The organism is Alkalicoccus luteus (assembly GCF_012034335.1).
GTDB lineage: Bacteria > Bacillota > Bacilli > Bacillales > Salisediminibacteriaceae > Alkalicoccus > Alkalicoccus luteus_A.
The window spans coordinates 1-12823 of the sequence record NZ_JAATHJ010000016.1 but is presented as its reverse complement, the minus strand read 5'-3'; the positions used below and the strand labels follow the sequence as shown (position 1 = coordinate 12823).

Below are 12823 nucleotides of genomic sequence, written 5' to 3'. Positions count from 1 at the left end.
ATATGCTATAATGCTCTCAGAACAGGAGGGACTCGTTATGAAAAAGACAGCTGCAGCCGCTTTCCTGCTTCTTGCCGCCGGATGTTCACAGGCGGCAGGTCACGAGGTGGACACGTTTGAACATATACACGGACTGGAATTTGATCGTGAACAAGAGGACACCCTTCACGTATCGACGCATCACGGTGTCAAAACGATTGATGAAAACGGGATCTGGAGAGATCCTGCTGAACATGAGGAACAGCATGATTTAATGGGCTTTACGCTATTAGAGGATAATACAATGGTATCAAGCGGACACCCTTCACATGATTCAGAACTGCCGGATCCAATCGGCTTTATTAGGAGTACGGACGGCGGGAAACATTGGGAACAGATTGCGCTTGCCGGCGAGACGGATTTCCATCATATGGAGGTTAACCGTGGTGATGAAACCCGTATGTACGGTATTAACGCATCGGACTCTTCCTTTTACCGCTCCGATAACGGCGGAACGGACTGGGACCGGCTCGAGGCATCGAATCTGCCCGAGCAGTATCCGGACGTGATTTCGCTTGTATCCAATCCGGAGAACCCGGACCATTTGCTCATCAGCGGACGAGGCGGGATCTATGAATCACCGGATGCCGGTGAATCCTGGGAGCTGACGGATCAGTCCCGGGTAATGGTAAGTGCCGCGGCCGAAAACGGTGTACTGTACGCTTACACGGCTGATGCAGAAGGCGGAAGCCTCATGGTAAGCGAAGATTTTGGAGACAGCTGGGAGAGTGTTGGTTTCACGCTCGATGAAGACGCGGTGCTGCATATTGCACTCCATCCTGAGGACAGGGACCGTCTTGCTGTTGGAACGGCAGAGGAAGATATATATGTGACAGAAGACGGAGGACAATCCTGGATTCAGCTGGCAGAAAACAGCCAACCGGTTGAAAAGTAGGGAATAGTGAAAAAACTGCCAACCGGCTTCTTTTGCGTGTTAAACTGAATAAAAGGCCGTGCAGAAAGGGATGTGTCGTGTATGAAATTGTGGCTCAGAAGAATAACGATGATAACGCTGTCCATCCTGACTCTCGGTGCCTACGTTCCCGAAGATGAGGAAGGCAAAAAAGAGAAAAAAGATTCTGAACAGCCGGATGAAGTAAAGTATGATACATCTTCCGCATTTGATTCTGTCTCAGACAGCACCATTATGGAAGAGGAAAGCCTCTATTTAACGACAGAGGAACAGCTGGAAGATTTAACTTCGCAGGCGAAGGAGCAAATGTATTCCAAGCTCGGACCAAAAATACTGAACAAAGTTGAAGATAATATTTTGGAGGAAATCATTCCGAAAATGGAAGATGTCATCTCATCGATTTATGATGAAGATGAGATGCCGGTAAAGCTTTCCATTTCCGAGCATCCGTCAAGCGGATACGGGGAGAAGATCTTCCATATTTATGATGAAGAAGCAGAGACGGATGTGATCCGGTTTCACGTCAGGCGGGATATGAAGCCGAAGCAAGGGTATTATTTCAACTTTCACTACCATATGAAAGAGGATGATTTTGAAGAGCATCATACGATCGCTGATGTTTACTGGGATAAAAATACACCGCCCAAGTGGATGTCCCACTAGGGGTGCTCTGCAGGACCGGCCGGTTTTCCGGACCGGTCTTTTTCCTGTCGAAATCACGTCCGTTTCGTTTATAATAGGAGAATGACCCATGCATAAAGGAGAACGTTTATGAGTGTGAAAGAGAGGTTAAAAGAGCTCTCCAAAGAATATAAAAAGACGAGATTGCTGCTGATGACCGTCTCAGTTCTGATCGGATTCACGATCGTACTGCAGACGTACTTCATCGTCGCTGTCGTTGATGCTGTTTTTCTCGGCGGAAGCGGACCGGGTGATGTCATCTGGCTCCTGGGAGGGGCTGCGGCGGCACTGCTGCTGCGCGCTGCGCTTCAATATGTGAACAATCGAACAGGTGAATGGCTCGCAGCAGAAGTCAAGCAGCGTTTTCGCAGACAGCTGCTGGCAACGTTCAAAAAACAGCCGCTTCAGCAGGCAGGGAGCCAGCAGACTGGTCGAAAAGTCAGTACGCTGCTCGATGCAGTGGATGAAATCGATGCTTATTTCAGCAGTTATTACGTAGTCATGATGCAGTCGTCTCTTGTGCCGCTTATATTGCTTGGCGCTATTTTCTACATGAACTGGGTTTCCGGACTGATCCTGCTCGTCACTGCGCCGTTCATTCCGCTTGTCATGATTATGATCGGCAGGAGCACCCAGGCGAAATCAGACGAGCAGCTTGAGAAATTGCAGGCGTTTTCCGGAAAATTTTTAGACGTGCTGCAGGGGCTTGGCACGCTCCGTCTGTTCGGACGGGCGAGGCAGCAGGAACAAGAGGTAGAGGCGAGCAGTTTAGGCTACCGGGATGCGACGATGACGGTGTTGAAAGTGGCCTTTCTTTCCTCGCTCATGCTCGAATTTATTTCGATGCTCAGTATATCGCTCGTTGCACTTGAAGTAGGACTCCGCCTCGTGATTTACGATCAGCTGTCGTTTTTTACTGCCTTTTTTGTGCTGATACTTGCTCCAGAATTTTTTGCATCGCTTAAAGAGATGGGCAGTGCCTTTCACACGGGAAGGGGCAGTATGGCAGCAGCGGAGCGTGTGTATGCTGAGCTTGATGGAGAGACTGAGCCGGAACGGACAGGAGCAGCTGTGCTGGAAAAGGCGCCGGAGCTTTCATTTGAAGCGATTTCCTATACGTACGAGGACGGCCGCTTTCAGCTGGGGCCTGTATCAGAAACATTGGCGGCCGGCTCAAGCACCGCTGTCATCGGGAAAAGCGGCTCGGGGAAAACCACACTGATGCAGGCTGCATCCGGTCTGCTTGAAGCTGACGGACAGATAAAAGCAAACGGACTGGAGCAGGGAAGCTACAGTGAAGCAGGCTGGTTTCAAAAGACCGCCTATGTCACCCAGCATCCGTATATGTTCGCCGGTACGCTGCGTGAAAACATTGCTCTCGGAATGGCGGATGCACCTGAAAGCGACCTGACAGCTGCTGTAGAACAGTCTGGACTGGCGGCGCTTATAGAGGAGCTGCCGAATGGCTTGGAGACAGTGATTGGCGACGGAGGACGCGGGCTCTCGGGAGGAGAGAAACAGCGTGTCGCCCTTGCAAGAGCATTTATGAAAAAGCCGCACCTGCTCTTTTTTGATGAACCGACTTCCGGACTTGATGTCCGCACGGAACAGGTGCTGCAGCAGGCACTTGAAGAGCTCGGCCGCACGGCAACGGTCGTTACCATTGCCCACCGTCTGCACACGATACGACGAGCAGACAAAATTTTAGTGATGGAACAAGGCCGGGTGGTGGAATCCGGCACACATGAAGCACTGTTGGAAAGCTCGGTTCGCTACAGACAGATGCTGAATCGGCAGGAGGTGGAAATATGAAGCTGATCCGATCGTTTGTTTTACGTGAAAAACGGGACGTGTTCCTGTCTGTCCTCTTTGGGTTCCTTGCCGGGATGGGCGCTGTTGCTTTGTTTGCAAACAGCGGCTACCTTATCTCAAGAGCGGCAATTGAGCCGCCTCTGTACGTGTTAACAGTGACGATTGCGTTGTTAAAGCTGTTCAGCTTTACGCGTGGGCTGAGCCGCTATGGTGAACGGCTTTATTCGCACCGGGCAACGTTTACGATGCTCAGCAGCGTACGAACTCATTTTTTCCGGCAGATTGCACCGCTCGCTCCACGGATTACACACCGATTTCAAAGCGGTGATCTGCTGTCCCGGATTGTCGGAGACGTAGAAAGCCTGCAAAACTATTTTCTGCGCGTCTTCTATCCGCCTGTCGTGATGGCTGCTGTGTTTACAGCAACGATTGCTTTTACAGTTTTCTTTTCTCCGGCAGCAGCGGCTCTTCTTGTCGGCGGGGTGCTTCTTGCAGGCTGGATCCTGCCAGCAATTTACCGCGGCAGACAGCAGCGGGCATCTGCCGGCATCAGGGAAGCAAGAGGAAAGCTTTCAACGGATGCAGCGGAGTTTTTTTACGGCTATCAGGATCTAAAGTTGTTTCAAAAGCTGGATGATAAAGAAGAGGAGCTGTTAGAAGCAGCGGACAGCTATGTCGGCAAGCAGCGCAAGGCTGCAGGGAGCAGACTGGCGGGACTCACATGGAACCAGAGCACGGCATTTCTTATTTCCTGGCTCGTTCTCGTAACCGGTGTGGTGATGACAGCAAATGGCACGTTAGACGGTATTTATCTGGCAATGCTCATGATGATCAGTCTTACCGTATTTGAGAATGCCGTGCCGATGGCCCAATATCCTTCCTATGCAGAAGAGAGCCGCCAGGCCGCAGCAAGGCTCGACGAAGCGATAGAAGAAGAGCAGCAGGAACAGCCGCAGCGGAGCGGCACAGCACTGAAACGAGCGGATGTGCCGATTCGGTTTGATGCGGTACAGTTTACGTATCCTGGTGAAGTTCGTCCGGTTATTAAAGACGTTTCCTTCACACTGCCGGCTGGATCGCGGACAGCTGTGGTCGGTGCAAGTGGTTCAGGTAAATCAACGCTGGCGCAGCTGATGCTTGGTATCTATTTGCCTGAACAGGGGACCGTGAGCTACGGAAATGTATCGACTGGTGCTCTGGATGAAACGACGATTTGGCCGCACGTCAATGCTCAGCTGCAGGAGCAGCATTTCTTCGCTGCGACAGTGCGTGACAATTTATTTGCCGAGGAGGCAGATGATGCTGATTTGCAGCAGGTTCTGGAGCAGGTCCGGCTCGGCTACTTAAGTCTGGACACGTTGCTGGAGGAGCGGGCTGCTAACTTATCCGGCGGGGAGCGCCGGAGACTTGGAACAGCGAGACTGCTGCTTCGTCAAAAGCCGGTCTGGATTTTAGATGAGCCGGCAGCTTCCGTTGATGCAGCGACCGCAGCGGAAGTCGGAGCGGAAATAGAGCATGCATCAGCCGGAAGCACGTTCTTTCTTATCTCTCACGATTTAAGCGGCCTCGAAGCGATGGATCAGATTCTTGTGATGGAGGAAGGCAGACTGGTTGAATCAGGCACGTATCAGGAATTGATGCGACGGCAAGGCAGTTTCTATCAGATGAAGCTGGTGGAAGCGGAAGTCGTTGCCTGATTGTAACGATTGACAAAGGACGCCGGCGCGACTAAACTGGAAATTAAATAGAAGCTCACTGGAGGTGCCCCGTATGAGGGGGCTGAGATCGAAGCGGCGCTTTGGGACTCCCGGAACCTGATCCAGATTGTACTGGCGTAGGGAAGTGACATCAAAGACACACAACGTGGCTTTTGAAGCGCTTTCCTGTCATCAGGAGAGCGCTTTTTTCTGCATACAGAAGGGGGAGATAGCTTGGATCTGCACGCCATAAGTACGGGATCGATGCGGCCGGAGCAGCTGGCAGTGGTAATCTCGGAGCTTAATGAAAGCTTCGATGCAGTTCATCTTAGAGAACCGCAGTGGACAGTAGAGCAGAGCAACGCTTTTTTTCAATGGTATTTAGAGCAAACGTTTACGATCAAGCTGATCGTAAACAAAAAGACGCCGGGCTGGGAGGCTTGGAGCGGTACCGTTCATTCACCGTCCGGAAGCGTTAGTGAAACAGGTGGAGGCAAGTCGATCCACAGCGTGAATGAACTGCTGCAGGCAGAGACGGAAAAGGCTGCCTTTGTTATCAGCGGACCGGTCCTGCCGCCTTTGAGCGCACCAAAGCAGGTGATGCCTCTTCACGAGCAGCGAGAAGTGCTGAGGTGTGCTTCTGTGCCGGTAATCGGGATCGGCGGTGCTGAAAAGTCGACACTGAATTTGTTTTACGAGCGTGGTTACAGCGGTGCAGGTTTTTTATCAGCCGTGATGGAAGCTGAAGAACCTGGCAAAGTAGGAGAACAACTGCGAAAGGAGCGTGATCGGCTATGTACGATTTAATCGTGATCGGCGGAGGTGTCAATGGAATGGCTTCCGCAGTCCATGCGGCTCGAAAAGGATTAAAGACTATTGTACTGGAACGCGATAAGCCTGGTGCCGGAGCTTCTTCTGCTGCTGCAGGCATGCTCGGAGCCTCGACGGAATGGCTCCCGGATGAGAAAATTAGATCCTATGCAGAATCCGCACGTGACTATTTAAAAAAATGGGTTCCGGACTTGGAGAAGCAGACAGGCGTGCAGGCAGGACTAAAGAAAACAGGCGCATGGAGACTCGCTTATTCTGAAAAAGGGCGAGAGGAACTGGAAGCGCACGCAGAAAAAGCCGGTCTGACATTAGAGGAAGCTCCGGAGATAGACGGGGTCCGGCAGCCGCTTGCAGGAATCTCGTTTCCGCAGGAAGCCCAGGTGGAAGCAACCGCCTACTTAAACACACTAGCGGCAGCTGCAGAAGCTGCAGGTGTGGACATCATCTATCCGGCCCAGGCTACGAATGTCGCTGCTGAAAACGGCTTCTGGGCAGTGACCGCTGCTGGAAAGGTATACGTCGGACGACACGTTCTTTATGCGGGCGGCATTGGGCCTGCTCCTTGTCCGGGCATGCCGGAGATGGTGCCAGTAAAAGGAGAGTGTCTCCGTTTCCAGCCGGAATCCCCTGTATTAAATACAGTTCTTGTAACAGAAACCGTTTATCTGGTACCAAAAGCAGACGGTTCCGTTATTTGCGGAGCGACAGAAACACCTTATGATACGACGCTCCATGTGAAGCCGGCGTCGGAGGAATGGCTGTTAAACGAAGCAGTAAGAATTTGTCCGGAGCTTTCAGGCGGGGCAGTCAACCAAAAATGGGCCGGCGTCAGACCGAAAAGCGTTCACGGAAGACCTGCAATCGGTCGTCTCGCTGCCGGATTGTATGTGAATACAGGTCATTACCGGAACGGCATTTTGTTTTCTGGTTATACAGGAAAGCTGCTTGCAGAAGCCTGTGAGTCGGGAACGGTACCAGAAGCTCTTCAGCCATTTCATCCGGAAGGAGAATAAATCATGCACGTAATTGTGAATGGAAAAACGAAAGAGATCGATGGACAGACGAAAACGATTGCTGATCTACTTGCTGAACTGGAACTGAACGGAAAGCGCACCGCTGTAGAGCAAAATGGCACGATCCTCCAAAAAGAGGACTGGGAGAGCCAGCCGGTTCAGGACGGCGATCAGCTGGAAGTTGTACATTTTGTAGGAGGAGGATAAACGATGCTGAAATTAGGAGATTATCAGCTTCAGTCACGGCTGATGCTGGGAACAGGTAAATACAGGAATGCAGAAGAACAGGAGGCTGCTGTAAAAGCTTCCGGAACAGAAGTGCTGACCTTTGCAGTCAGACGAATCGACTTGGAAACAGCGGATCAGGATGTGTTCGCAGGGCTTGATCTCGATCAGTATCAGATGCTTCCGAATACGGCGGGAGCAGCTACTGCAGAGGAAGCGGTCCGCACCGCAGAGCTTGCCCGTGCAGCGGGACTATGTGACATGGTGAAAGTGGAAGTAATCGGCTGCAGCCGCACGCTGATGCCGGATCCGGTCGAAACGTTAAAAGCTTCTGAACAGCTTCTGGAAAAAGGCTTCACGGTGCTTGCCTATACGTCCGATGATATCGTGCTTGCCAAACGGCTTGAGGCAATCGGCTGCCATGCGGTCATGCCTGCAGCGTCTCCGATCGGATCAGGGCTCGGCATTTTAAATCCGTACAACTTAAAAATCATCACTGAGGAGTTGTCCTGTCCGATTATTGTGGATGCCGGTCTTGGAGGAGCAGCGGATGTATGCCAGGCGATGGAGCTCGGTGCAGACGGTGTTTTGCTTAACTCCGCTGTAGCAGGAGCAGAGGACCCGGCTAAAATGGCCGAAGCAGTGCGGAAAGCTTGTGAGGCAGGCAGAGCAGGCTATGAAGCTGGGCGCATTGCCAAATCAGCGTCAGCATCAGCCAGCAGTCCATCTGCAGGAATGAGCCGTAGGTCGTGATGGAACGATATGCGCGACAAATGCGTGTTCCGGGCTTCCAGGGGCGGGCACAGCAGCTGATTCAGGAGAGCCACGTGCTGGTTGCCGGAGCAGGAGCGCTCGGCAGCAGCATCGCGGAAAGTCTTTGCAGAGCCGGTGTCGGACGGATCAGCGTCGTAGACCGCGACATCGTCGAGCTGACGAACCTGCAGCGGCAGCAGCTTTATACCGAACGGGATGCGGAGCAGAACCGCCCAAAGGCAGAAGCTGCGCTTGAGCGTCTGCAGCAGATTAACAGCTCGGTCCGGGTAGAGGCGTACACAGCAGAAATCACTCCTGCTGTGCTGGAATCGTTTCAGAAAGTGTCATTGATCATGGACGGGCTCGATAATTTCGAAACGCGCCTGTTACTGAATGATTTTGCGTTAAAGCAACAAATTCCGCTCATCTACGGCGGGGCTCTCGCTGATCGCAGCATGACGTATACCGTGCTGCCGGATAACGACCAAGCTCCCTGTCTTCGCTGTTTGTTCGGGGAAAGCGATCAGGAAACGGAGTCGTGCGAAACCGCAGGCGTGCTCGGTCCCGCCGTTCAGATAACAGCGGGGCTGCAGTCAGTAGAAGCTTTGAAGCTGCTTTCCGGACAGGAAGATAAGCTCAGAAGCGGCCTGCTTCAGGCGGAGCTGCTTGACTTTTCAGTGCGGTCCTTTCAGGTTGGGCAGATGAAGCAGGAAAACTGTCCGTCCTGTGGAAAAAATCCCGAATATCCTTCCTTAAACAAACAGGAGCAGGGTCTTGCAGTGATGACGCTCTGCGGCAGAAATACCGTGCAGGTACGTCCGGCAAATCTCACGTATGCGCTCCGTTCGTCCGTACTGGCAGATAAAGCTGTCAGAAAAACAGCGGCATTTACTGAACTCCTGATTGAAGGACGCCGGGTGATGGTATTCCAGGACAACCGGGCACTCATTCACGGCACTGCTGATAAACAGGAAGCAACGCGACTTTATCATGTGTGCATGGAGCGTCAGACGCTGACGCAGGAGGCAGAATAAATGTGCTGTCCCGACCGGTGCTGCCGGAGGGACAGCTTTTTTAGGCTGCATTAAAAAACGCTCCAGGCTCATGCTCCGCAAATCAGTCGAATCACGCGATGACTTCGGGTATGATAGGTATCAGAGAAAGGACGTGCAGGCGATGAGAGTGGACGAATATCGAAGCATGGATGCTTTGGCATTAGCAGCAGCGATTTGGAAGGGAGAAACGACAGCGTTACAAGTTCGGGAAGCAGCTGATCAGGCAGTAAAGCAGTGGAATCCGCACCTGAATGCTATCATTCGGGCTGTCCCGCCGGAATCCGAGCAAAAGGGACGGTTTGCCGGTGTTCCCTTTGTAGTGAAGGACATTTCCCAAGCTGTAAAAGGCATGAGACTTTCAGCCGGCTCAACGCTGCTGACCGCTCCGGCTGAAGCAGACTCGTATCTCGTAAAAAGATGGAAGAATTCCGGGTTGAGCATCATCGGACAAACAAACACGCCCGAGTTCGGGCTGAAAAATGTCACTGAGCCAAAGGCGTTTGGAATCACTCGTAATCCGCACGACATCAGCCGCAGCCCCGGCGGTTCAAGCGGAGGGTCCGCAGCGGCAGTTGCAGCTGGGATGGTGCCTGCTGCCGGTGCGAGTGACGGTGGAGGCTCCATCCGTATTCCGGCCTCTTTTACAGGGCTTATCGGGTTGAAGCCGACTCGCGGAAGAACGCCTGTCGGACCGGGTTCAGGCAGACAGTGGCAGGGAGCAGCGATTGATTTTGTTCTGACACGGACCGTGCGGGACTGCGCAGCAATGCTTCAAACTTCGCAGCACTTTCAGCCGGAAGCAGCATTTCCCTGGCCAGAGCTTCCTGATTCTGCATTTCACTTAAAAGAACCGAAAAAAGTGCTTCGTATCGCATTTTCGCTGTCATCACCCGTAGGGACACCAGTTTCAGCGGAAGCGCAAGAGTCAGTCAGGCGGACCGCAGCGTTTCTGGAAGAACAGGGGCACTATATAGAGGAGAAGGAGCCGGGTATTGACGGACGTGCGTTAATCAGGCAATACTACACGATGAATGCCGGTGAAATGAGTTCGGTTGTCCGTCAGCTGGAACAAGCCGGGCTTACAGCCGGCGGAAGCGGGCTGGAACTCGAATCATGGATGCTCCAGGAAGCAGGCCGGTACGTCGATGCTGCAGCTTATTCAGCCAGCCTGAAAAGCTGGGACGAGATTGCAGCGCGCATGGAAGCTTTTCACGACACGTTTGATCTTTACATAACACCTGCAGCTGCTTCTCGTGCACCAAAAGCAGGCGAGCTGACGAGGACGGCAGCTGAGGAGCATGCTTTGCGAGAACGAATGCTCAGAGGGCAGGACAGGCTGGAGCTGATCGAAGAAATGTTTGAACCAAGCCTTGTCTACACGCCATTTACGCAGCTCGCGAATTTAAGCGGACAGCCAGCTGTATCGATTCCGGCCGGATCGGACAGAGGCATGCCGCTCGGAATTCAAATAATGGCCGCTAAAGGACAGGAGGAACTGCTCCTTCAAACTGCTTTCTTAGTTGAACAATCCTCTTTATGGACACAGTCTCTGCCCTTAATGCCAGATCAAGCATGATCCAAATGCGTATTTTATTCGTTATAAAGGCAGAAGCGCTGTTTCTGCCGGAAGGAGGGTGAAATGGGAAATCAGGAAGACGCGGCTCTTTACGAAAGGCTGAAGAAACAGGATAAACAGGCGATGGAAGAGCTTTATGACAAATACGCGAAGCTGTTGTTTTCTTTTGCTTATAAAATGGTACAGGACAGAAGCGCTGCAGAAGAAATCGTGCAGGAAGTGATGATTAAGCTGTGGCGAGGCAAAGGAGTGTATCATACGGACAAAGGGAGATTTTCTTCCTGGCTGCTCACTATCACTCGCAACACGGCAATTGATTATATCCGCAAGCATACGCGAGCTGCTTCAGAAGAAGTTCATACGGAAGCAGAAACGGTTGATGAAGGGCCGGGGGTCGATGATCTTGTCGAATGGAAGCAGCGGCGGGAAACAATTAAAGAAGCGATGCAAAAGCTGAAAAGCGAACAGCGCGTCATCATCGAGCTGTTTTATTTTAAAGGCTATTCCCATAAACGAATCGCAGATTCAGCAGGAATACCACTCGGTACAGTGAAAGGACGCATCAGACTTGCGTTGAAACATCTTAAACAGGAGCTTTATGAGGAGAGGGGGGATTGGCAGTGAGCAGCACAGAATGTCATCAGCTGATTGATTACTTCAACAGAGAAATGAATGAACAGGAGCGACGCGACTTTGAAAAGCATCTGGAGACGTGCGCAGAATGCAGAGAAGAGCTTCAGGAATGGGAAGAGCTCGCCGGGGAGCTTCCGTTCATGAGTGCCGCTGCCGAACCGCCGGAGGGAATGAAAGATCGAATTCTTGGGTCGGTTTTTGAAGAAAAGGAAACAGAAAACAGGCAAGAAGCTGCGCCGCCAGCAATCGAAGAAAAGATGAAAAAGAAGCGGAGTATCCCGGTCTGGGCAGCGGGACTGACAGCAGCAGCGCTTCTCATCTCGATATCAGGTAATATCTTTCAAGCTGCGGACCGTCAGCAACTCGCTGAAGAAACTTCCCAGCTGGAGGAAGAGCGGCAGGAGCTTGTATTTGAACGGGATTTGCTTGAAGCGGATTTTGAGGAGCTTCAGGCACAGCTGGAAGAACAGGACGGCGTATCGGACGTGCTGCTCGCATCCACCCTCAGTCCGGCAAGAGAAGGCTTTGAAGGAGACGGATCTGCCACGATTATCTCCGAGAACGGGCACATTGATCTGGTGATACAAGTGTCGAACATGCCTCAGCTTGAGGGAACAGAAGCATTTCAGGCATGGGTAATTGAAGGAGAAACACCGGTTCCGGCAGGCAGTTTTACGATCGATGAGAACGGGAACGGAGCTGTAACTTACAGGCTGACAGAAATGGAAGATACGCAGATTGATCAAATTGCCATCAGTCTGGAGCCTCAGCCGAACAGCCTGCAGCCGGAAGGCGAGATTCTGCTCGCCTCCCAATAGAACGTGAATAAAGGGGGGACCGTGTCATGTATCTGCCAGTATTTCTGATCCTTACTGCTGTCATCCTTCTGTTGATTGCCGGAGTATCCTGGCTGCTCTACAGGGCAAGGCTCAACAGGCAGGTAGATGCAAAGGATCTGCTGAAAATAAAAAAACACCGCAGCCGGGAAGGACCATCCTGACACCCCTCAGAAACCGCATCTGTTATGATGCGGTTTTACAGTTTGTTGAGAAAGTCGATTCAGGTGAATCATGCTGCATCTGCTTGTATCTGCTGGCACTCGCTTTCCGGTGGGGGGGGACGGGCTCGGGTTTCCCTCCTGCTGTATGCCGGATCTTCGTCTCGTTCTGATCCTCACGGAGTCGATGCCGGAAACTGGAAGAAAAGGTGAAATGTTTTATTTCTATTGGCACGAGCTTGTTCACTAGTGATTGGACCTTCCCTTTGCGAGTACCTTAAAGGAACGGTGATGCCTGTCCTTCACAGCATTCGCCGGGGATGCAGCGGACAGCCATCGAAATCAACGTCTCAGTGGTTGCAGGCGACTGTTAGCATTGCCTCGCGTTATGTTGCTTTTGCGAAGCCTTAAGTTGTTTTATTCGTTATAACGGTCTGTTAAGTTGCGTAAGTTACTTTTGACCGCTGGTAAGTAAGCGTCAAAGAATCTGTGCCTGTTTTCCCTATCACGCCTCTGGCATGCTGAAAGAAAGCAGAAAGGATGTGAGGATAATGGAGGAAGCAGCGTGGGAAAATCCCCATGATCGGCGAGTCAACCG

The 12823-nt window shown here is 52.0% G+C and carries 13 protein-coding genes and 1 riboswitch; all 13 genes read left to right on the top strand.

The window, feature by feature from the left end; all coding sequences use genetic code 11:
• Positions 1 to 37 precede the first annotated feature (37 nt).
• The 13 genes from HCN83_RS10960 to HCN83_RS10900 all read left to right on the top strand — a co-directional run bounded on the left by HCN83_RS10960 (position 38) and on the right by HCN83_RS10900 (position 12228).
• Positions 38 to 934: a F510_1955 family glycosylhydrolase gene (locus HCN83_RS10960; protein ID WP_168007221.1), complete on the top strand. Its 897-nt coding sequence runs from the start codon at positions 38 to 40 to the stop codon at positions 932 to 934.
• 81 nt (positions 935 to 1015) lie between these two features.
• A complete protein-coding gene (locus HCN83_RS10955) occupies positions 1016 to 1615 on the top strand; it encodes a YpjP family protein (protein ID WP_168007219.1) in 600 nt (199 codons plus the stop codon).
• 108 nt (positions 1616 to 1723) lie between these two features.
• Positions 1724 to 3445 carry a thiol reductant ABC exporter subunit CydD gene (gene cydD, locus HCN83_RS10950; RefSeq protein ID WP_168007217.1) on the top strand — a complete coding sequence of 574 codons (1722 nt, stop codon included), beginning with the start codon at positions 1724 to 1726 and terminating at the stop codon, positions 3443 to 3445.
• On the top strand, positions 3442 to 5142 hold the full coding sequence (cydC, locus tag HCN83_RS10945; protein ID WP_168007215.1) for a thiol reductant ABC exporter subunit CydC: 1701 nt from the start codon (positions 3442 to 3444) through the stop codon (positions 5140 to 5142). The genes cydD and cydC overlap by 4 nt, the downstream gene beginning before the upstream one ends.
• 50 nt (positions 5143 to 5192) lie before the next feature.
• Positions 5193 to 5303, top strand: a riboswitch (TPP riboswitch).
• 73 nt (positions 5304 to 5376) lie between these two features.
• A complete protein-coding gene (locus HCN83_RS10940) occupies positions 5377 to 5949 on the top strand; it encodes a thiamine phosphate synthase (RefSeq protein ID WP_168007213.1) in 573 nt (190 codons plus the stop codon).
• Positions 5937 to 6986, top strand: a complete 1050-nt coding sequence (locus HCN83_RS10935; RefSeq protein WP_168007211.1) for an NAD(P)/FAD-dependent oxidoreductase — start codon at positions 5937 to 5939, stop codon at positions 6984 to 6986. Before HCN83_RS10940 ends, HCN83_RS10935 begins: the two co-directional genes overlap by 13 nt.
• Positions 6987 to 6989: 3 nt before the next feature.
• Entirely contained in the window at positions 6990 to 7193 is a 204-nt protein-coding gene (thiS, locus tag HCN83_RS10930; RefSeq protein WP_168007209.1) for a sulfur carrier protein ThiS, read from the top strand.
• Positions 7194 to 7196: 3 nt separating this feature from the next.
• On the top strand, positions 7197 to 7964 hold the full coding sequence (locus HCN83_RS10925) for a thiazole synthase (RefSeq protein WP_168007207.1): 768 nt from the start codon (positions 7197 to 7199) through the stop codon (positions 7962 to 7964).
• A complete protein-coding gene (locus HCN83_RS10920; protein ID WP_168007205.1) occupies positions 7964 to 8998 on the top strand; it encodes a ThiF family adenylyltransferase in 1035 nt (344 codons plus the stop codon). Before HCN83_RS10925 ends, HCN83_RS10920 begins: the two co-directional genes overlap by 1 nt.
• 142 nt (positions 8999 to 9140) lie before the next feature.
• A complete protein-coding gene (locus tag HCN83_RS10915; protein WP_168007339.1) occupies positions 9141 to 10595 on the top strand; it encodes an amidase family protein in 1455 nt (484 codons plus the stop codon).
• Between the two features lie 63 nt (positions 10596 to 10658).
• Positions 10659 to 11219 carry an RNA polymerase sigma factor gene (locus HCN83_RS10910; RefSeq protein ID WP_168007203.1) on the top strand — a complete coding sequence of 187 codons (561 nt, stop codon included), beginning with the start codon at positions 10659 to 10661 and terminating at the stop codon, positions 11217 to 11219.
• On the top strand, positions 11216 to 12046 hold the full coding sequence (locus tag HCN83_RS10905) for an anti-sigma factor domain-containing protein (RefSeq protein WP_168007201.1): 831 nt from the start codon (positions 11216 to 11218) through the stop codon (positions 12044 to 12046). The genes HCN83_RS10910 and HCN83_RS10905 overlap by 4 nt, the downstream gene beginning before the upstream one ends.
• Positions 12047 to 12072: 26 nt before the next feature.
• Positions 12073 to 12228 (top strand): hypothetical protein, encoded by a 156-nt coding sequence (locus HCN83_RS10900; protein ID WP_168007199.1) that lies wholly within the window; start codon positions 12073 to 12075, stop codon positions 12226 to 12228.
• The last annotated feature ends 595 nt before the right edge of the window (positions 12229 to 12823 follow it).